Consider the following 21404-nt stretch of genomic DNA (forward strand, 5'->3'; position numbering starts at 1 on the left):
AAGTCCATCACCCGAAGATCCCTCCTGCGTCGGGATGAAAAAAAAACGTTTAGCTCGACAGGAAAAGTTGTATATAAGTTCAGAGTTGACGAACTTAAACATTGCCCTAATGGCTGGCTAGCCTCGTTTTACTTTGTTTAATAGCCGTCAGCAGATCGGTTAATTCTTTTACTTTTTCTGGGTTCTGCTGGTAAAGATTCGTTGTTTCCAGTTGGTCTTTAGCCAGATTATAGAGCTGACCAACGGGTTCGCCCGGTTTAGGCTTGATCTCTTTCGGTTCGGTGAAGCCGCCAGAGCCTAGCCCTTCAATAAGTTTCCAGTCGCCTTTACGAATAGCATAAAACCCAATGGATGAGCTATGTACCACGGCGGGCTGATTTGGAACCTGTTTGGCTTTACCCTGCAAAACTGGAAGGATGCTATAACTGTCTTCGGGCGTCGATTTTGTATCGGTGCTGCCGAGGATGTCTGTGCAGGTAGCCATCAGATTGGCCAGTGTTGTGGTGGCTGCGCTGACACTGCCAGCCTTCACGTTGCCCGGCCAGCGTACAATGAACGGAATCCGGTGACCGCCTTCAAAAGCGTCGCCCTTCATGCCCCGGAATTCACCGGCTGCTTTATGGTTGAACTGCTTCACGAAGTTCTCCCGCCAGTAAGGGCCGTTATCGCTGGCAAAAATAACGATGGTGTTTTCGGCCAGACCGGAGGCCTCAAGCGTGCGGAATACTTCACCGACAGCCGCATCAACCTGTTGCACGAAATCGCCATATTCACCTGCTTTCGACTTGCCACTATACTCTTTTTTAGGCACCCACGGTGTATGCGGAGCCGCAAAAGGCAAATACAAAAAGAACGGTTTGGAAGCGGTTTGCCGCTTCAGGAACGCGTTGGCTTTCTGGACAAACGTGGGTAGTACCTCATGAAAATCGAACGACGGCGACATTTTGCCTTCCCGCCAGAATGGCCCCGTATAACCCGACTCTAGCTTGTTGCCTTTGGTGTACCCCGTGGGTTGCTCGGTCAGTTTCTGGTTTTCGAGGTAGCAGTAGGGCGGCATATCGAGCGAGGCTGGCAAAATGTAGGAATAGTCGAAGCCGACGGTATTCGGCCCTTGCGTTGGCTTCTGCAGGAAGTCGATCACAGCGGTGTCCATTTCGGTTTTGATACCGTAATTTGCCGTGGACAGTAACTGTTCATTCCCTTTTTTGGGAACCCAATCGAGCCCTAAATGCCATTTACCAACTACGCCGGTTTGATAGCCATTCTGTTTCAGATATGAAGCTACCGTTGGGCGGTCGTTTTCGATTAGTGTACGGCTGTAGCCACGCAATACGCCCACGGGCAGTCGGCTGCGCCAGGGGTATCGGCCTGTCAGGATTGCATAACGCGTTGGCGTACAGACCGACGAAGGCGAGTGGGCATCCGTGAAGCGCATACCCTGGGCGGCTAGTTTGTCGATATTAGGCGTAGCTACCTGCCCATCAGGATTGTAAGCCGACACATCGCCATAGCCGAGGTCATCGGCCAGGATGTAGAGAATGTTGGGCGGCTGCTTGTTTTCGGGCCGAGTTGTCAGGGCCAGCGAAAGTAACACAGCCGCAAGGCAGGTAAGTTTAGCAAGAGTCTTCATTGTTTGTTTAAACCACGGAGTAGCACTAAGTTTTAACACGGAGTTACACCGAGTTTTTTGTGCCACTCTGTGCTAAAACTCAGTGTAACTCCGTGGTTTAAAAGATTAAATCCTGATGGCCCATTCGTTTTTCATGGGGCGACCCAGCAAGGCGTTGGCTTCTGCATCGCCTTTGAACTGCTCTTTCTTCGGATTCCATTGCAACGCCCGGTTCAGGCGGTAGGCGATGTTGCCAATGTTACAGACCGAAGCTGTCCGGTGGCCAACTTCAACGTCGCAAATGGGCTTACTTCGCTTCCGCATGGCGTCGAGGAAATCCTTATAGTGGTTCTCGCTTTTGTATACATGCTTTTCGTTGTCACCGATTACTTTCGTTGCCAACGACGCAGGGGTTGTTTCAATTTTCCGGCGTTGTACTTTAATGTCGCCCTCTGTTCCAATGAAATGAATAGCATTGCTCCAGTCCCACTTTTCGTGAGTCATTACAATGCCGTTATCGTATTTGTAGGTCAGGAAAGGGTGGTCTTTGCCATCGGGCGCAATCACTTCGACCGGGCCGCTATTGTCCATGTCCAGCGCCCACTGCACAATGTCGAACATGTGCGCACCCCAGTCGGTGACCATCCCGCCCCCAAATTCCCGGTAGTTGCGCCAGTTGGGGAATATGTCTTTGGATGTTGGCGGAGCTAGTTCGGAGTTGAACGCTACCGGCTCGTTGGGACCAAGCCATGCTGGCCAGTCGAGTCCATCAGGTATGGTTTCGGCGGGGAGATCATACGGCTTTGGCGGTGGGCCAACGTTGACTTTAATCTGTTTAATCTGACCGATGTAGCCATTGCGCACCAGTTCCGCCGTTTGCCGAAACTCCGGCCACGAACGCTGCATACTACCTGTCTGAAAAACGCGGTTATGTTTTCGGGTGGCATTCACCATGGCCCGGCCTTCTTTCACCGTCAGCGAAAGTGGTTTTTCACAGTAAATGTCTTTTCCAGCTTCGGCCGCCCGAACGGCAACGGCTGCGTGCCAGTGATCGGGGGTAGCAATAACGACGGCATCAATGTCTTTGCGGTTCAGCAGTTCCCGGAAATCATTGTACACCGGAATGTCGGAATACTTGCCTGCATCCGGGGTCTTTTCGTAGTGAGCCTTTATGCGGTCCAACGTAAGTTGAGCCTTGGCTTTATACACTTCGCTGATGGCGATAATCCGGGTCTCGTTGGTACCCAGAAACGAAGAGGTCAACCCTCGTCCCTGCTTGCCCGTGCCGATAAAGCCAAGGGAAATCATGTCGCTGGGGGCCAGGTACTTCGATCCGTCGGGCCGTTTGCCACCCAGTACGAAACGGGGGACAATCATAAAGCCTGCCGCTGCGGTGGCTGCTTTGCCGATAAAGTCCCGGCGATTAAGAGCGTGTTTTTCTTCCATATGTTTTTGAAGGGGTTTAGACACTTAGAAGCTATTTGAACTTTTCAGATTTCGTTAAAACGGGTTGTCTTTCTTTGTCATGCTGAGGAACGAAGCATCTTCGATAGCTATAAGAATGCTTCTTCCGAAGATGCTTCGTTCTTCAGCATGACAAAAAAGTTCATTTTTGATTCTTCCTAAAAATTTAAACAGCTTCTTATTTTAACTCAATTACATGTTGCCCTGGGGCTACATCCTTTACTACGAAAAAACCATTATCGGGTTGATTTCTAATCGGTTTGCCATCTAAAAACAGGCGTGTTTTTCCAGCCGACTGTGGCATATAAATCGTAGCCTTACTGCCTCCCGGCACGCTTACCGACAGGGTTTCAGTATGCGTTGTTTTCTGTATGGCCACCGTCACGGCTCCCTTTATGGTGGGGATAGTGGCATTGGCCTGTGTCAGGCGGCCTAACTGGGGCTTGATCTGAAACGTGTCGAAGCCTGGTGTTAGTGGCTCAACACCCATTAGTTTTCGGACAATCAGGTTGGCCGGAGCCGCTCCCCAGGCATGGCTGAGATCGAGGTTGGGTTTAAAGGCAATGTCCCAGGCTTCCATCGAGATCGTTGAGCCAACCCGAATCATGTTATACCAGCTTCGTTGCGTGGTGGCCGTTAGCAGATCGAACGCATAATCGCCCATACCAGAATCGTACAGGGCATCCATCAGAAACTGAGAACCATAGACACTACACGCCATCCGGCGACTTTTGATAAATTCCCGAACGGTTTTTACATCTTCCGCCGGAACCAGCCCAAAGGCCAGCGCAAACATATTGGCATGAAGCGAGCTATGGCTGGTTTCGTCACCGTCTTTAATCAGGCCCGTTTTCTCATCTCTAAATACCGTTCTGAACGCCGAAAAGACATCCTGCGCCTTTGTTTTATAGAAAGCGGCATCGTCGGGCTTGTGCAAGGCTTCGGCGATTCGTTGCATAAGCACCAGATTTCGGTAGTAATAGGCGTTGATAACCGAGTTGTAGGTAGTAAATACAAAGCCATCGGTTTCGCCTTTGTGTTCTTTTTCAGGGCTAATGTACTCGCCGTTCTGCGGCCAGTCGACAATGTCGTGCAGCCCGCGCCGACCATCGAATAGCTTTGTAATATGGATCGAGGTCAGAAAGTCGTCGGTTTGCTTGTTAGTCCGAGTGCTGATGAGGCCGTTTGGCCCGGCCAGTGGCATCAGAATTTTCTTCTGAAGCTCAGGGTAATACGTTTGCAGCAATCGGTCGTCGCCCGTATACAGGTAATCATTCCACGCAATCAGCACATTCTGGAGGCTCCATTCGGTGGGCCAGGTGGGGTGATACAGCAGGTAGGTCATGCTGCGCCGGGCCATGCTGTACTCGGCATCGACGGCGTAGTGCGACAATTGATTAATCAACGCATCGGCTTCGTAGGGTATCCGTTCCCGGTCACCGTCGACGTAGTAACCCGTAAAGCTCGTAGCCTTCATGGAGTACTTGCAGAGGTCCCAAATCTGATTCAGTATCGTATCGCTGGAAGTAAAGCTGGCGGCTGTTTCGTCAAATGGGTAATGCACCATCGTTCGCTCCACCGACGACTGATCGAAGGGCCCTTTTACGTTGGAGACCGTTACGTAACGAAATGGATAGACCTCACCAATGTAGTCGGGCATCAGCACCGGGTTGCGGCTGTTGCGTTTGGCATCGACTGGCCAGTTAATCTTGTAGGCATGGGTGCCCTGTTTTACCGGCAAAGCCGTTTTAAGATAACGAATACGCTGCCCGGCTTTAGGGTTAATGGTGTAAGGGCTGGCTACAGCTTCGCCCACTTCTACCCAAACCGTATCGTTGGCGGGGCTTTCGAGCCGAAGCGTTAACTGGCAAAGGGCGTCTTTACCAAAATCCAGAAAGTAAGTTCCCGGACTCTTTTTATGAATCAGATGCGGTTTTTGCGGCTCGGCTACCAGTGGGTAATAGGCAAAACGCTCGGCAGGGTCTGGTTCGCCATAATGAAATGAAGCGGTTTGGGCCAAAGCCGTTGGTTGTCCTTTCTCGTTGCATACCTGAACCGTCCAGTAATAGACAGTACCGGCTACAAGGGGTTTACCGGCATAGGTTGCTTTGGTTTGTTTCGCGTTCTGGCGATTTGAGTCCCAGTAATCTGCTTTGCCGGGGGCTAGTAAGGCCGGAGAAGAGGCCACCAACAGACGATACGCCGATTGCTGTGGAAACTTTTTTTCCAGTTCCCAGCTAAACGATGGGTGCTTGCTGGTAATGCTGGCAAACTGGTACTGGCCCGGCTGCTTACTGGCCTCGGCCAACGGTATCGACACCGGCAAACCGCGCTGGCTGACAGCCTGGGTATTGGCCAGCAGGTCGCACCGGAGCCGTGCCGGGGCAGGCAGAGATTGGCCGTAGGCGAAGTTTACAATGCCTGTGATGAAAAAATAGAATAAAGCTCTATGCATGTATTATAAGCTATTTAGTGTATTTTGTCATCCCGACGATAGGAGGGATCTCATTAGTTTCTAACTCTGAAAGGCTTAAGATCCCTCCTATCGTCGGGATGACAAAAAAGGTAGTATCAATACAGCAATCCGCGCTTATTTCGCGGCTGTCGGTGGGGGAATAATCAGTTTTTCCAGTTCGTCAATCGTCCAGGCTCCTCGACCGGAAGCATACATTTCTCTGACTTTCTTTACGTCGTCGGGTTGTACAACCGCCGATTGCCGCCCTTTAACAGCCCGCGACGAGGTGCCTACAAACTCATAACGGATGTAGCTCAGTACAGAGGCAATCCACTCGTCGGAATTGTCCTTCATCGAAGCCATCTCGCTGGGGAAGGCTTTCCCGTCAATCGGTCCTTTCAGACCATGCAGCAGAATGCGAATCACAAAGTCCCGGTCATGGTTCACGTGTTTGGCACCGCGCAGGGCTGGGGCCGCATTGGTCGGTAGCCCGTTTCCATCTCCACCATGACAGGGCGAGCACATGCCTTTGTAAATCTCGCTACCGGCCAGAATCAGCTTGCGGTCTGGTGCCGGGAAACTCCCCAGTTTCATGCCATATATCTTGGAATCCTCGTTACGGTCGATACTCTTTTTGACCCGGTTCAACATCTCGTTATCAGGGTTTCGGGTCAGAATTTCCTGGGCAATCTGCTGTGCCTGAGGATTTTTATTCGATCCCAGCGACAGCAGCAACTGTGTACGAACGTCATAATTGGGGTCGTCTATCAGCTTCCCGACGCGGGCAATCATGTCGGTGTCGTTTTGTTTAAGATACCGTTCGCTAACCCAAATGGCGGCTCTGCGGACCTGTGCTTCCGTATCGGTCAGAGTTGCATTGATAAGTTCTTTGTCGATGGCGTCCAGGCCTTCGAGCGTCCAGAGGGCATGAAGGCGGCCGAGTGCCGATGCGTTCTTGTGGCCCGTAGCCATTGCCCGCAGGTCAGAAACGACTGATTTGTCGCCGAGGAGAATTAGCTGCTTCTGGGCGTTATCACGCCACCAGCCATTCGGATGATTCAGGTACTTGATCAGACTAGCCGCCGGAACGTCGAGCATCTTAGGTTTGGGGCCGGGCTTGAAGTCGTCGTGAACCAGCCGCCAGATGCGTCCACGCTGATTTATTTTGGCCAGATCGTAGTAGTCGATCTTGCTGCGTAGAAACGTGCCTTTTTGAGTCCAGTTCGATTCCTGAATAATACCCCGGTTCATATCGATGATGTACAGCAGTCCGTCGGGGCCAGTGTAAGTATTGACAGGGCGGAAGAAGAAGTCGGTACTGGCAATAAATTCTTTGTTGTGATAGACGTTTTCCAACTGGGTTTTGCCTGCCCGATTAACCACCTTCGCCCGTCGGATAATACGGGCCACGGGTTCGTTAATCAGGTAATCGCCCACTAAATCGGCAGGCAGGCGGTCACCTCTGAATATCGACTGACCATTGCCTGAGGTGAAATGGTTTAGGGTACTGTCGGGGCGTAAGCGCGGAGGTCCGCCCTGTACTTCGGGGTTGGAAATCCGCGACCATACCGGGCTAAAGGTGGCTTCGTCGTAGGCATCGGCAAACTCCAGGGCTCCATATTTTGGGTTGATCTGAAAGCCAGACCCTGCGTTTTCGCCACCACCCCGACTAAAAAATAACCGGCCATAATTGTCGTAGGTTAAGCCCCACTGCCCATTGGAGCCACTATGCAGCGAATCGGGTTTCAATACCCCGCCGACGTACCGGAAGCGAATCGGGTCAACAGTTTGGTAAATATAATTGTCGAGGTTCCAGACCAGGCCACTGCGCTGGTGTTCCAGGTTACCGGGTGCTACCTTACCAACGACATAAACGGGCCGTTTCTGGTCAGCTACGCCGTCGCCGTTGGTGTCTTTGTAGCTGAAAATGTCGTACGTATCCGTTTCGTTGACCAATAGTTCATGATTGACACACAGGAGCATACGCGGCAATAGCATGTCTTTAATGAACACTGTACTCTTGTCCATTTTGCCGTCGTTGTTGGTGTCTTCCAGCAGCATTACCCGGCTTTTCTTATCCTTCGTTCCGGTGCCGTCGGCGTCCTGGGTGTAGGTTTCCATCTGGGCCACATACATGCGGGCGTCACCATCCCAGGCAATGGCTACGGGTTCGGTAATCATCGGCTCGCTGGCCACCAGTTCCATGTGGTAGCCAGGGGGCAACACAAACGCACGCTGACTCTGCTCTGGCGTAAGCGGGACAATCGAAAAGGGGGCCAACGGCTGTGTGGTGTCACTTTCGGTTTTACTAAAGACCTCTGAGCTTACCATTGTGTTGGCACCGGTCGGTGCTTTAGCATTCATCTGCACTTTACACGCATAAATCAGTGCGGATAAGCCCAGCGTGGCGAGGAGTAATGAGTTGGTTTTCATGTCGGGATTCAGGAATCAGATCTCGTAAAACGAAAGAACGCATAACTACAAAAGCTACTCAGCCCCGTCAATAAATGCCAGATTGCGTGGCCCTGTACCAGCGAATGGGGGTTACAGCCAAACTTTTGTACATCCAGCGTACGAATCTTTATGGCCACCACAATCAGGATAAAACTGGCAATGGCGACCCAGCCGAAGCGTTCTTTCCGGAATTGGAAATAATGAATCCCGGTTAACAGCAGTAGGCTGAGAATCAGGGTCGGTAGCAAAATGCCGCTAGGGATCAGCAACGAAATTTTAAAGAACAGAACAATGAGTACCACTAACGCAACCAGCCAGATTTGTTTGGCCGATTCGCTGAAGTTGATTTTGTGCAGCACATGGTAGAGGCCAATGCTTACCAGCGTAAGCGTCAGGCCGTAGGTGCCGTTCATATCGACGCGCTGGCCAATGTAGGTAAGCGAGGCATGAAAAAAGGCACTTCCGACGCTCAGATAAATAAAACAGAGGCCCGTCAGTGCCGATAAAAGCGGGAAAGCCTGCATCCGGTTTTTGGGTTGTTTCCCCGCTGTTTTATAGTCGCTGACGGCAATTTGCAGCACCAGTATACCCAGGAAGAAATAGGCCAGATTGGAATACGTATTCATCGGCTGATGAAAAAATCGGTCCGTATGGTTAAACTCGCAATACTCAACCGTCAGGGCCGACTTGCTCACCTGCATACCGGCCCAAACATCCCCATGAAGTGATGAATTCAAGCCAATCCAGCCGGCAAACATCCATAGCGTGGCTGTCGCTGAGCGGAGAAGCATCTGGATTAATAGGGGGCGGTGCATAGTTGTGATTAGTTTGATGGGGATAGTTCCAGCAGGGGCTTCGTCTGGTCCCAACCTGCCGGAATTTCGTAGACAAGCTTAAAAACACCCTGATAGGCTTCCGCAATGGCCATGTCTTTTTGTAACTGCCGGGTATCGACCGACTCTGTCCCTGTGCGTTTCAATGACGTTTGAATCTGCAACTTCATGGATGGAAGCGCCCACGATGCGTCTGAAAAAGCAGTTGACGTTGCGTTGGGCGCGTACACGTACAATTCCAGGGTTGTAGCGGTAGGGTCGGCGAGGTACACACTCATCGTTGTTTTGCTGACTTTTACATTCGTTTGGCCGCTGCCGGGAACGAGCAGCCAGCCAATGTCGCCGTCGGCAGTTTTCCAGTGGATGGCTCCGGTTTTGATCTGATTCCACACACGCCGATTACCCCAGACACCGCCCATCATCCAGTCGCGGTTAAGCACGGCCGTTACGGGTTTGATGCTATCGCCTTTGTAGGAATTAGGTACGGTTCGGGTAATGAATCGCGGTTCGGTGAAGCCTTTCAAGGCGGCCAAATCAGCTTTCGGAATCGACAGACCCAGGTTGAAAATGGGTGCCAGGTTGCTTATCTCACCATTTTTAGCGCCTTTGCCGGGTGGAATAGGGGCCTGTTTTTCGTTATCGACCGCAATGGCAATCCAGATGCCTATGATGGACAGGTACTTCCGCATGTCCATGCCGTAGCCTCTGAAATAGGGGCCCACCATATTTTTCAGGTTTGCGTTATACACGGTTGTGACCTCGTGCCAGAATTCACGTTCGAGTGTCTGCCCCATCTGCCGCATTTCGGGCGAAAAAGCCAGTTCGCGCCATAACGCAATCGCTACCAGTGTAACGCCGTAATAGGTCGGTGAGTTGTATTCACTGAAGGTATGATGCCGCTGGTACAGATCGAAAATGTCATGTGCTTTTTTGATCCCGGCTTTCCGCAGTTCATCGATTTTGAATTCGGTGCCGACGTATTCCATCAGAAACGAACTCATGATGGAAATGTTGGTGTAGTCGGGCGCGACGTTGCGTTTCAGGGCACCTTTTGCCGCGTGTGTAAGGCCAACTTCAATTTCTTTCCGAATGTCGTCGGGCAATAAATGGCTGTACTTTTTACGGATGATAATCAAGTCGCAGCCGATAAATTCCCGCCAGTTCTGGTCGAGGTTGTCGCCGTCGATAGACGTTTTCCAGATGCCGTAAATCTTCGTGTTTTCGTCGCGGTACTGATTTTGCAGAATCCATTTCAGAATTTCGGTCGCATTCTCCTTATCGCCGGGTTTATTCCGAAACAACAGGGCTTCGGCCAGCCGGGTTTTGTTGCGGAGGCTGGTTCGGTTGGTCAGGACGTCAGCCACTTTTTTGCCCGCCGGAATCTCGTCCGCCAGAAAGTCGTTAAACAACTGTTTCTGGTAGGGTGACAGGGTTTCGTAGGTGTATTTTTTGGCATACACTGCTTCCGGCTGCTGGGCCCGTGCAGAGCCGATGGTAAGGCAGATAATAAAGACTAAGGCGAGGGTTTTCATGTATTGAATGGGGTTAGGTTTATATGGGCTGTGTCTCCGCAATTCAAGGAGTTTTTTGTCATTCTATGTTTGTACTTGTTCTTTTTTGAGTGCCTCCGTCGGTAGACTATCTTCTGTCAAGGGTCTACTAGACCGCTCGGAATGCGAGTCGCCCACGGAGTGTTTTGACCGCCAGCTTGAACAGTTCGTGGGGCCAACAAGCCCGAATCTAGAATCGATAAGCCAACTGGTCAATCGCCTTTAACCCCTTACCCCTATGGCCCCAATCTACATCGGCATCGATATCGCCAAAGCCAGCTTCACAGTGGCCCTACCACTAACCAATGGTCACTTCCTGGATTATAGCCTGCCTAACAACCCGGCCGGATTTAGCCAACTACTCGACCTGCTGCCTGCTCATAGCCAGTGTGTGCTGGAAGCCTCGGGGCCCTATTATTTACCGCTGGCCTTGTGGCTTACCCACCAACGCATACCCCTGAGCGTGCTTAATCCACTGGTGGTCCGGCGGTTTGCCCAGATGCTGCTGCGCCGAACCAAAACCGACAAGGCTGATGCCCGCCTGTTGAGTCAGTTTGGGGCTAATCAAACCCCTCCATGCTGGCAGGCACCCACTACACTGATGAGTCAACTGACTCAATTACAGACCTTACTGGAGCAATATATCAACCAACGCACCGCCTTGCGCAATCAGCAGGAGGCCTTTACCCACTCGGGCGTACCCAATCCCATCCTGGAGCAATCCTTACAGAAGAGTCTGGAGCACCTGGATGAGCAAATTCAAACCCTGGAGCAGCAACTCGATCAGCTAGCCAACACGGAGTATACGAAGCTGTATGCCCATTTGCAAAGCATCCCCGGTATTGGTCGCAAGACGGCCCTTTGCTTATTGGTGCTCACCCGGGGCTTCAGCCGCTTTGAGTCAGCTAAGCAGTTAGTGAGCTTTGTGGGGCTAGCCCCCCGGGTGTTTGAGTCGGGCAGTTCGGTGAACGGCAAGGGACACATTTGCAAGTTGGGCAACAACCGCATTCGTCAGTTGTTGTACATGGCCAGTATGCAGGCTAAAAAAGCTAACCCGGCTTGTCGGTCGTTGTATGATCGGCTGGTTGGGGCTGGCAAACCGAAGTTGGTGGCCTTGATTGCGGTGGCTCATAAATTAGTTCGTCAGTGTTTTGCCGTGGCTCGTAGTGGACTAAATTTTGATCAAAAATTAGCCTCACCTATTGCTTCTTAACACAGTTCATTCCGACGAAGGAGGAATCTCAAGCCTTACTCAGGTAGAAGCCCGTGAGATTCCTCCTTCGTCGGAATGACAGAAAAAAAACCAGAAAAACATCACTTATACAGCCGCAACATCACAACGCCGTGATGCCGGATTTCGGTTTTGAACGAGCCGTCGAACGTACCCAGGTCCTTTTGCCGCCATACGTCGCGGAGCTTGTACTTACCTTTCAGGCCGATGCTGGCAAAATCAAAGGTGTACGGCCGGGCTTTTTCAGTACCCCAAAAAAAATAGGATTGTGGCATCTTGCCGTATTCAGCCGTGTTGAACAGCCCAACGGCCACGGACCCATCTTCCAGTGGTTTGGCCCAGATTTGTACACCATTTTCTTCCTTTACCAATCGGGCGGGTTTGCCTAATGGGTCCTGATTGATTTCGATCACCTCGTCGTTGGTCAGCAGATTCAGCGTAAACGCGTCCAATTGTTCAATGGGGCAGCCGATGAGCATGGGAGCCGCCAACAGGCTGAAAATACTAACGTGGCTGTACTGCTCATCGGGCAGCAAACGAGTGTCGTGCATGACCGGGCCGATAGACACTTTGCCCAGAATCATCATGTCGGGGTCGGCCCAATGGCCCGGTGCCGTGTATGGTGACCATTTATCGAGCGAAAACGTAGTCAGGTATAGGCTCGTCCAACTGTCTTTGATGTCGGGGCCAGTCCGGTACATATTGGACAGCCGTGCCCAATCCGTCACTTTCTCAAACGGCGCGTTGTTCGACAAGCTGAAAACAATATCCCGGCCCGACTGCTTGAGCGCGGTCGACATCCGCTCGGTCGAGTTTACGTCGATGCGCCAGTCGTATTTCAGGAAATCGAAGCCCCACTCGGCCATCTGTTTGGCGTCTTCGACCTCGAACCGATACTTGCCGATGTGATTGAAGGCCCGCCGGTTCACCATGATCGTTTCGTGGGTTTCGCCCCCGTGTGCCGAATCTGACGAAGCTCCTGCATAACCGCCATAACTCGAAATGTAGGGGGTAGAATAAAGACCAGCTTTTAGGCCCAGGGAGTGAATGTAATCCACCATTTCCTTGAAACGGGGGAACTTGGCGTTGGGTTGGAGGGCGTTGAGTGGGCCACCCCGTTTGCCCTGCCAGGCATCGTCGATGTTGATGTAGCTCCAGCCGTGGTCGCGCAGGCCCATTTTTACCATTGCATCGGCAGAGGCAATTACTTTCTCGCGGTCAATGTGGGCTTCCCAGGAGTTCCAGCCGTTCCAGCCAATAGGGGGCGTTAGCGCAATGGTGTCGCCAATCTTGATGGTTAGGGATTTGGTGGCTGTTCCGAGCGCATTCTTAGCCTTGAGCGTAACTGCATACGTACCGCGTTGAGCGACTTTGCCCGAAATGATGCCTGTTTTGGTGTCCAGCGAGAGTCCCGCCGGGAGAGGTTCGGCGGAGAAGGTCATGGGCCGATTTCCGGTGGCTGCGATGTAATACAAGAACGGATTGTTGGGCGTAACACCAACTACTTTTGCCGAGTTGATTTTAGGCGTTTTGGCCGAAGGAGGTGTCAGCATGTATTTTTCGCCTACATACTGAACATGCTCAATCTGGGCGTTGCCAATCATTTCTACCCGTGCATCGATCCAGTTGCAGTAGGTTCGCTTGTTGCCGACACCACCAACTTTATCGGTCACCAAAAGCCCCAATTGACGAATGCCGGTCAGATCAACATCGACGGGAACGGGGGCATTGCCTATGCTCATTTCCCGGCTTTCAAAAAGCACTTTACTGTCGCCTAGTACATAAAATGTCAGCGCAATATCCTTGTTGCCCTGATCGTCGGGGCCAACCAGGGCTGAGAACCGTTTAGCCTGTTTATTGAGTGCAAACGCCAGCACACAAGGCGACTGCGCCCCTAACCCCCGCGAATACCTGACGCCTTTCGTTCGTAGCGTGTCGTCCTGGTAATTGTATTTGGCCTTCACCGGGCGTAGGCCCTCCGAAAACGTCTGAATGGGCAGGTCGTCCAGCCAAACGGTTCTGGTGGTTTGGGCAACGGCGCCGATGGATGCGAAAAGGAGTAGGAGGGTAAAGAGTTTAGGCATAAATGGAGTAAGGGTTAAAGGTATTTTTAAGTCTTCTGGCATTCTACCCCACCCTAACCCTCCCCTGAACTCAGGGGAGGGAATTACTTGATAGCCATAGCTCCCTCCCCTTGTTTAAGGGGAGGGCTGGGGTGGGGTCAATCAATTCTCAAAATCGGTCTCCAGTAGTTGTTTCTCGGTAAAAACCCCGCTTCCGGCTGGTTTTTTGTCTCTCATTTTTTTGACGTCGTTGTTCGTAATGCCTTTTCCCTGTTTGGCAAAGGCGTTCTGCGTGAAGCGAATTATATCGGCAATGTCCTGGTCGCTGATGTCTTTGTTGTTGAGCAGCGCGGGCATTTCGTTGTTGAGTTTGTAGACAGTTCCATTGACGGTAATCGGGCCACTGACACCATGCAGAATAATAGCCGCCAGCCGTTTCATAGAACCGTCGATGTATTCGGAGCCTTTGAGGGGCGGAGCCAGATCCTGAATGCCCTTGCCATCGGCACCGTGGCAGGTTGCACAAATACTCCTGAAAAGCTTCAGCCCTCGCGTTCGGTTGTCTACCTCATTTTTCTCGACCACATAGATCGAGTTCATTTCTTTACGCTGCCGCTTGCCGATGGTATTAGTCAGGTTGGTTTTCAGCAGGTCAGTAGGACTCATGGAGGCCAGATACTGTTCTTCTTTACCATCAAGCGCACTGGTAATAGCTTCCTGAACCACGCGTTGTGTGGCATATTTTTTCTCGATACCCGACAGAACGGGCAGGAACGTAGCGTCTGACACATTTATCCAGCCCGTCAACGAAGCGGCTAAATAGAGATCAATCGTTTCGTTGTTTTGCGCCATCAGGCTGGCCGAAATCGCCTTCATGCTGGCCACGCGCTCTTTTGTGGCAAAACGCTCTAAAAGCCCTACGGCATGGGCGATGGTTTCGGGTTGTTTCGATTCATTAATGATGCTGCTTAGCCGTTCAAAGGTCAGGGCATTGATGCCTTCGAGAACATACAGGGCATGAATACCACTCAAGAACTCATTGTTACGTTTAGCCAGCGCAACGAGTTGATTGACTACTGTAAGGTCTTTTTTCTGAATTAGGATTTGCTGCGAACGGTCTCGTAACCAGCCATTTGGGCTGCTGAGCAAGGTGACTAGTTGGGCATTGGTTGCTTTACTCAGGTCGGGTATTGGGGTGGACTTCGCGGTGTTACTGGTCACTTTCAGAATGCGCCCGGCATGTTGTAAGGTATCCAGTTTTTTGTTGGCGAGCTGCTCGGTCAGGTACTGCGAAATATACGCTTTGTGCTGAATAATGCCCCGGTGCATATCAATGATGTACATGGCACCGTCGGGGCCCGTGAACAGGTTTACGGGCCGGAACCCTTCGTCGGTAGACGCGATAAACTCTTTGCCCTCAACAGCCTGACGGGCCGTTGTTTGCAGTGGTTTAAATTCCAGAATATTCCGCTTGATTAGGTTGGCTTCGGGAACACAGACGAACGCGTTTAGATTGTACGCTTCGGGGAAAGCACCACCCCGGTAAACCATTGGCCCACAAGCCGCCGTCACTTCTTTAAGTAGCCCCTTTTCGTCCAGAACACCCGGTTGATACCCCCGATTAACAGACGTCTGGTGGATCGGATACACCCGGTTGTTGCCTAATCGCTGATGCTCGGCAGCGAAGGGTTTAAAGTATTTATTACGGATTACTTTGTTCGGCAGCACAAAATCGCCCTGTAGGTTAGTGGAATTGTTGTTGTAGTAGAGCCGCCCAAAGTTGTCTTTCGTGATTCCCCATTGGCCCCGGTCGGTGGTTGGTTCTTTAATCCATTTCCCGTTTCTGCGCTGATACCGGAAATTGTAGTTCGCATTGTAAATCCAGTTGTCGATGTTCATCATCAGGCCATTAGACGAATGTTCGACATTGCCCCCTTCGGCATAAACCGGGTCGACCAGCGTTTTTTTGCCGGGTTTATCGTTGACGATTTCGACAAACCACAGCTTGGGTCCATCGACGTACAGCAGGCCACCATATACATGGGCCAACCCTCTTGGCAGCACCAGTTTGTCCAGGAATATCTTTCGGCGGTCGGCCACGCCATCTTTGTTTACATCTTCTAAAATAACAACCTGACCATTGGGTTCTTCTTCGCCGATGCCTTCTAGATTGGGCATGTAGCCAATCATTTCGACCACCCACATGCGCCCTTTATTGTCGAAATCCATGCTTACGGGTGCGTTCAGCAACGGTTCCGACGCAATCAGTTTTAACGAAAAGCCGTCTTCTATCTGATAGTCGGCCAGCGAAAAGCGGGGTTCGTTAAACGAACCAAATTGAAAGCCTGCCAGAACAGCAGAAAACACTACTAATACGGTAATAACTAATTTAAATGGTCTTTTTTTAGCCATGTTTGGTATTGATTTTATTTTGCCGGACTCATCTTCAACAGCACAACGCCGTGGTGGCGAATATCCGTTTTGAATGCTCCCGTAAAGTTACCAAGGTCTTTTTGACGCCACACATCCCTTAGATTAAAACGGCCATTAAGACCAGCCTTAGTGAAGTCAAACGTGAATATTTTTTTTGGTTCGTCACCCCACCGGAAGTACGATTCGGGCGTTTTGCCGAAGTCACCGACGTTAAATAAGCCTACCGCATACGAACCGTCTTCGAGCGGTTTAAGCCAGACCTGAACGCCATCGGTTTCCTGCACCAGCCGGGCCGATTTTCCCAACGGGTCCTGGTCGATGGCAATTACCTCGTCGTTGGTGAGCAGATTCAGCGTAAACGGATCGAGTTGTTCAATCGGGCAGCCGATCAGTAGGGGAGCGGCCAGCAAACTAAACAAACTCACGTGGCTGTATTGTTCGTCGGGCGTAAGTCGAGTGGGATGTAGTTGCGTTCCGGTGGTTACGTTGCCGACAATCATCATATCGGGGTCGTTCCAGTGGCCGGGGCCGCCGAAAGGTGCCCACTTGTCGAGGGTAAAGGCCGACACAAACAGGCTGTTCCAGCTATCGCGAATGTCGGGGCCAGTGCGGTAGCTGTTGGTGAGCCGCGCCCAGTCCCGGACGTTGGCAAACGGGGCCGAATTGGAGATGCTATAATGAATATCCCGCCCCGATTGTTTCAGAGCAACGGCCATGCGTTCGGTCGATGGCACCTCAATGCGCCAGTCGTATTTGAGGTAGTCGATGCCCCATTCGGCAAACTGCCGGGCGTCGTTGGCCTCAAACTGGTATTTCCCCACGTAGCGGTACGACCGCTTGTTGGCAATAATCTCATTGGTAATGTGACCATCTTCGAAATCCGAAGAGCCACCCACGTAACCCGCATAACTGGTAATCATAGGCGTTGAGTAAATGCCCGTTTTCAGCCCCAGCGAATGAATATAGTCGACCATTTCCTTGAAGCGGGGGAATTTCTCGTTCGGTTGAATGGCGTTGAGCGGCCCACCGCGCTTACCCTGCCAGGCATCGTCGATGTTGATGTACGTCCAGCCATGATCGCGCAGCCCCATCTTCACCAGCGCATCGGCGGAGGCTATTACTTTCTCCTGATCGATGTTGCGGGCCCAGGAGTTCCAGCCGTTCCAGCCAATAGGCGGAGTAATTGAAATGGTATCCCCAATCTTGATTTTCAGGGTTTTGGTCGTTTTCCCCAGGGCGTTTTTAGCGGTGAGCGTGGCCTGATAGGTGCCGCGTTGGGCTACACTACCCGTAATGCGTCCGGTTTTTTCGTCCAGCGATAGGCCCTTGGGCAAGCGATCAACGGCAAATGTCATGGGCCGGTCGCCGGTGGCAGCGATGGTATACAGAAATGGATTGCCCGGCCTTGCTCCGAATACGCTGGGTGAGTTGATGCGTGGTGTTTTTGGCGAAGGTGGGGTCAGGATGTACCGCTCGTCGGTATTAGGGATGTTTTGGGGCAGGTGGTTGCCCAGCATCACCAGTTGCGCATTGGCCCAGTTTGAATAGACTTTGGTTCGACCAGCATCCTCCACGTTTACGAGCAGGCCCAATCGCTTGATGCCCGTCAGGTTCACTTTTACGGCTTTGGGCGCATCGCCGAGTCGCATTTCTCCGCTATTGAACAGGATGTTACGGTCGCCTATGACGTAGAAGGTATGGGGTAGATTTTTATTGCCTTTGTCGTCTACGCCCACCAGGGCCGAAAATTCGGTTGCCTTGCCATCAAGGTAAAAAGCCAGAATGCTGGTGGCGTTGACGCCCACGCCGTGCGTAAAATACTGCCCGTTGATGAGCATGGAATCGCCAGCCGCGTTGGTTTTGCCCAGCACCGCCGGAATGCCCTCCGAGAAGGATTTGATGTTGATCTCGTCCAGCCAGATGGCGCGGGTTTGCTGCGCGTAGGTGGCGGTGGTCAGGCAGCAGAACCCTGCCAGTAAAAGTTGGGTTAAACGCTTCATCTATTTACCAGAAACTCGTTCAGCAATCATCGTTAATACGGCTTTATCGCTCCATTCCTGCCCATGCCCGGCCATTGCCGTAAACCGGACGGTAGCGTCCGACTTCGGGTTTTCGGTTTTATCAAGGAATTTTTGCAAAAACCGGGTGGCTACGTTGGAGTACAGGCCGTCCATATCGCCCATCCAGATATAAATTTTGCCTTGTAGTTTGGGGCCGAGGGTTGTCCAGTTGCGTTCTAGAACCTTCTTGAGGTCATATTTTTCCCACTGTTTGGCAATGGCGTGGTCGATTTCACCCGTAACCGGATCGAACATCAGCGACGGTAAGCCGTCTTTGCCTTTTGGCCCGAAAACGGCGTTGTAGGCCCCAAACTGTCCGCCCGAAATAAGGTAGTTGCCTGTGCGACTGGCCAGATTTTCGCCCGCTATCCAGTCTTTCATCGAGAACGTTGGTTCCCCATAAATCGTCCGGCGACCGGGTTGTAAGTAGCCATACCGATTGTAGAAAATGGTTTTGTCTTCGTAGATGTTAATGAGGCCATAATGCTCAAAATCAACCGGATCAGGACTGTACGACCAGGTGCCATTAAAAAAGTCGGGGTAGAAAATCTGTAAGCCCAGCGATACCCAGCCACCCGTTGAATTGCCAGTCAGAAAGCGCATTTTTGACGCAGGCTTATAGCCAACCTGCCGCTCAATTTCGGGAATTAGTTCTTCGGTCAATGCTCGACCACAAGGGCCATTATTCTCCGAATCAACCTGATACGTGTCACCATACGGCCCCTGCGAATTCAGAAAAACGTAAATGACCTGTGGAGCCGTTGGCGTAAACCACCAATCTGCAAACTCTTTGTTGCCCAGCACCGTATTCACAGCCGTATACCGGCCATTCAGGCCCGGAATACGGTAGCAGATCGGGTACGTTTTGCCGGGATTGTCGAAGTAACCCGAAGGCAGCAACACAGCCGCTTTCAGAACGCTTGGGCGACCCCGGAAGGCCGTGAGCAACTGGCTTTTGATTTCGACCGTTTTGACAAACTTGTTGCTGACAATAGTCCAGGGCGGGATCTGGGTGTTAAGCGTGAGGTTCAGACTAAGGTTAGCTTCAACCTGTACCGAGTCGATGGTATTGTAGAGGTTGCCCGGTACGTTTTCCTGCGCGTCGTCGGGGTTCTGCTTGTAAACGACCTGAAAATAGTATAGGCCCGATGGGTTGTCCCCCAGCTTATCCAACCCGACCGAAAGCGCTTCTTTGGCTTGTGTATCCATCAGAAAGGCTGTATTACCGTCCCAGTTTTTTGGGGTAATGCCCACCGTAATTTCGGAGCGAGTACGGGGTTCGCGCTCCTTTTGTTTCGTTACGTGCAGCAGCAGTCGGCCACCTTTCAGAAACGACGGCCGGAGGGCTGGAGCCACCGAAACGCTGACTTTCCACGACACAGGAACCTGCGCGTTTACCCCATTGGCGACCAGCCAACAGGCTAGTAGGACAAAGACGATGTGTTTGTTTGTCATAGTTATAGTGGGTAGTAGCTTATTCGCTCTTGCCAGCGGGTCGTTCGCGGACACCCACTTTTTGGGCCCAGGCATCAAACTCGGTTCGTAATTCGGTCACAAGTTGCGGCCTTTGTTGGGCGAGGTTTTTCATCTCGCAAGGGTCAGTTTTTAGGTTATACAGTTCCCAATCGGCATCTTCCGTGTCTTTTTCCAACTTCCAGTCGGCTTTGCGGATCGCCTTGTTGCCTTCGTGCTCCCAGCAATAGGTACGCGAAACGGCCTTGTTTGTAGCCCACAGGTACGACAGGCTTTTTCCGGGCAACGGGTTGCCCGACAGGTCTTTGGCTGGTAATCCAGCCAGTTCGAGGCTGGTAGGCACCAGGTCCATAATATGCCCAACGCCTTCGACATAGCCAGTCGTTGGACGAATGCCGCGTGGCCATTGTATGATGCAGGGCGTAATCATACCGCCTTCGTGCAGAAAGCGTTTGTACTTGCGAAAGGGCGTGTTCGACACGTTGGCCCAGGGCGTGTCGTAGGTAACGTAAGAGCCTTTTTCGCCAATCTTTTTGTTGGGCTCGTTGAGTTTGCGACTTTCCATATTTTCGTTGGAACTGCCGTTGTCCGACATAAAGACGATGAGCGTATTCTCGTACTGGCCGTTGGCTTTCAGGGTTTTAATGAGTCGCCCAATGTTCTGGTCCATCCGGTCAATCATAGCCGCATACACCGCCATTTTACGAACCCACTGAGCTTTGTCGGTCACCGTATTCCAGTCGGGAATATCAGCCGGGCGGGGTGTAAGCGGGTAGCGTTTGTCGGCGTATCCCAGCTTCTGCATCCGTTGGTAGCGGTTGGCCCGAATCACATCCCAGCCCTGTGCATAGAGCTTTTCGTATTTCGCAATATCCGACTCATAGGCATGTAGCGGGAAGTGCGGAGCCGTGTAGGCCATATACAGAAAAAAGGGTTTGTCGGCCTGTTGCTGTTTTTGCTCATTCAGGTATTGGACGGCGTGATCCGTAAAGGCGTCGGTCATGTAAAAGCCGTCGGCGGGCGGGGTAAATTCTTTGTCGTCTTCCACGATGAAGCGTTTCCCTTTTTCGGCGGGGATGATCTCGTAATAACTTGATGCCCCAGAAATTAGCCCGAAATAGCGGTCGAAACCACGGGTGAGGGGCCAATGCTGCCGACGTTCGCCAACGTGCCACTTGCCAACCATGTACGTGCTGTAGCCAGCCGGTTTTAGTCGCTCGGCGATGGTTGGGTAACGGTCGTCCAGAAAACCCTGATAACTCCCCGGCTGAATGGGCGCATTAGGCATCGTTACCATCAGGCCCATCCCGGCCGTATGTGGATATTGCCCGGTGAGCAGCGAGGCACGGGTGGGGCAGCAGCGGGCATTGTTGTAAAAACTGCGCAGTTTGATGCCATTAGCCGCCAACTGGTCCAAGTTGGGTGTGCTGACTTCTCCGCCATAGCAGCCAATGTCCGAAAACCCCATATCGTCGGCCAGAATGAAGATGATATTAGGCCGTTGCTCCACGACTTTCGGGTTTCGGAAGGAAAGGAGGGTGCTCAGCATCAGTAACCCAAAAAATAGGGAGACCACTGTGAGTCGGTTGTTAAGTATGCGTTTCATGTTTTATCGCGTTGACCTCACCCCCGGCCCCTCTCCTGGTTTCAGGAGAGGGGAGACGTGAACAGCTAACTTGTATTTGTTAAAAAAACTTTGAAATGCAGTTAAAGAAGTTTATTTGAGATTGACAAAAGCGTCTGGTAAGCCTCCCCTCTCCTGGTTTCAGGAGAGGGGGT

12 protein-coding genes are annotated in these 21404 nt (G+C 51.8%); 1 reads left to right on the forward strand and 11 read right to left on the reverse strand.

Translation table 11 applies throughout. From position 1 onward, the window contains the following. Positions 1-106: 106 nt before the first annotated feature. From B5M13_RS14175 to B5M13_RS14200, 6 genes are all read right to left on the reverse strand, one after another. On the reverse strand, positions 107-1630 hold the full coding sequence (locus tag B5M13_RS14175; RefSeq protein WP_080056302.1) for a sulfatase family protein: 1524 nt from the start codon (positions 1628-1630) through the stop codon (positions 107-109). A 105-nt stretch (positions 1631-1735) separates the two neighbouring features. Next, positions 1736-3055: a Gfo/Idh/MocA family protein gene (locus B5M13_RS14180; RefSeq protein ID WP_080056303.1), complete on the reverse strand. Its 1320-nt coding sequence runs from the start codon at positions 3053-3055 to the stop codon at positions 1736-1738. 196 nt (positions 3056-3251) lie between these two features. Further along, positions 3252-5528 (reverse strand): alpha-L-rhamnosidase-related protein, encoded by a 2277-nt coding sequence (locus B5M13_RS14185; protein ID WP_080056304.1) that lies wholly within the window; start codon positions 5526-5528, stop codon positions 3252-3254. Positions 5529-5663: 135 nt separating this feature from the next. Next, positions 5664-7961, reverse strand: a complete 2298-nt coding sequence (locus B5M13_RS14190) for a DUF7133 domain-containing protein (RefSeq protein ID WP_080056305.1) — start codon at positions 7959-7961, stop codon at positions 5664-5666. An 8-nt stretch (positions 7962-7969) separates the two neighbouring features. Further along, positions 7970-8797, reverse strand: coding sequence for a ceramidase domain-containing protein (locus B5M13_RS14195; protein ID WP_080056306.1), 828 nt, complete (start codon positions 8795-8797; stop codon positions 7970-7972). An 8-nt stretch (positions 8798-8805) separates the two neighbouring features. Further along, positions 8806-10347 carry a hypothetical protein gene (locus B5M13_RS14200; protein WP_080056307.1) on the reverse strand — a complete coding sequence of 514 codons (1542 nt, stop codon included), beginning with the start codon at positions 10345-10347 and terminating at the stop codon, positions 8806-8808. Positions 10348-10603: 256 nt separating this feature from the next. On the opposite strand from B5M13_RS14200, the gene B5M13_RS14205 reads away from it, so the two are divergent. Further along, complete coding sequence (locus B5M13_RS14205) at positions 10604-11578, forward strand: IS110 family RNA-guided transposase (protein ID WP_080056308.1); 975 nt, start codon at positions 10604-10606, stop codon at positions 11576-11578. Between the two features lie 101 nt (positions 11579-11679). Here B5M13_RS14205 and B5M13_RS14210 read toward each other — a convergent pair whose 3' ends face one another. From B5M13_RS14210 to B5M13_RS14230, 5 genes are all read right to left on the reverse strand, one after another. Further along, positions 11680-13680 (reverse strand): NPCBM/NEW2 domain-containing protein, encoded by a 2001-nt coding sequence (locus B5M13_RS14210; RefSeq protein ID WP_080056309.1) that lies wholly within the window; start codon positions 13678-13680, stop codon positions 11680-11682. A 141-nt stretch (positions 13681-13821) separates the two neighbouring features. After that, on the reverse strand, positions 13822-16071 hold the full coding sequence (locus tag B5M13_RS14215; RefSeq protein ID WP_080056310.1) for a DUF7133 domain-containing protein: 2250 nt from the start codon (positions 16069-16071) through the stop codon (positions 13822-13824). Positions 16072-16085: 14 nt separating this feature from the next. Next, complete coding sequence (locus B5M13_RS14220; protein ID WP_080056311.1) at positions 16086-18092, reverse strand: NPCBM/NEW2 domain-containing protein; 2007 nt, start codon at positions 18090-18092, stop codon at positions 16086-16088. Continuing rightward, on the reverse strand, positions 18093-19607 hold the full coding sequence (locus B5M13_RS14225) for an alpha/beta hydrolase-fold protein (RefSeq protein WP_080056312.1): 1515 nt from the start codon (positions 19605-19607) through the stop codon (positions 18093-18095). A gap of 19 nt (positions 19608-19626) precedes the next feature. Then, a complete protein-coding gene (locus B5M13_RS14230; protein WP_080056313.1) occupies positions 19627-21231 on the reverse strand; it encodes an arylsulfatase in 1605 nt (534 codons plus the stop codon). Positions 21232-21404: the final 173 nt, after the last annotated feature.

This window comes from Spirosoma aerolatum, assembly GCF_002056795.1.
In the GTDB taxonomy this organism is placed as follows: domain Bacteria; phylum Bacteroidota; class Bacteroidia; order Cytophagales; family Spirosomataceae; genus Spirosoma; species Spirosoma aerolatum.

Bases quoted from the DNA above. Each gene is read 5' to 3' on its own strand.
- B5M13_RS14185 (WP_080056304.1), bottom strand. From the start codon at position 5,528: ATGCATAGAGCTTTATTCTATTTTTTCATCACAGGCATTGTAAACTTC.
- B5M13_RS14220 (WP_080056311.1), bottom strand. From the start codon at position 18,092: ATGAAGCGTTTAACCCAACTTTTACTGGCAGGGTTCTGCTGCCTGACC.
- B5M13_RS14200 (WP_080056307.1), bottom strand. From the start codon at position 10,347: ATGAAAACCCTCGCCTTAGTCTTTATTATCTGCCTTACCATCGGCTCT.
- B5M13_RS14225 (WP_080056312.1), bottom strand. From the start codon at position 19,607: ATGACAAACAAACACATCGTCTTTGTCCTACTAGCCTGTTGGCTGGTC.
- B5M13_RS14215 (WP_080056310.1), bottom strand. From the start codon at position 16,071: ATGGCTAAAAAAAGACCATTTAAATTAGTTATTACCGTATTAGTAGTG.
- B5M13_RS14230 (WP_080056313.1), bottom strand. From the start codon at position 21,231: ATGAAACGCATACTTAACAACCGACTCACAGTGGTCTCCCTATTTTTT.
- B5M13_RS14190 (WP_080056305.1), bottom strand. From the start codon at position 7,961: ATGAAAACCAACTCATTACTCCTCGCCACGCTGGGCTTATCCGCACTG.
- B5M13_RS14205 (WP_080056308.1), top strand. From the start codon at position 10,604: ATGGCCCCAATCTACATCGGCATCGATATCGCCAAAGCCAGCTTCACA.
- B5M13_RS14210 (WP_080056309.1), bottom strand. From the start codon at position 13,680: ATGCCTAAACTCTTTACCCTCCTACTCCTTTTCGCATCCATCGGCGCC.
- B5M13_RS14175 (WP_080056302.1), bottom strand. From the start codon at position 1,630: ATGAAGACTCTTGCTAAACTTACCTGCCTTGCGGCTGTGTTACTTTCG.
- B5M13_RS14180 (WP_080056303.1), bottom strand. From the start codon at position 3,055: ATGGAAGAAAAACACGCTCTTAATCGCCGGGACTTTATCGGCAAAGCA.
- B5M13_RS14195 (WP_080056306.1), bottom strand. From the start codon at position 8,797: ATGCACCGCCCCCTATTAATCCAGATGCTTCTCCGCTCAGCGACAGCC.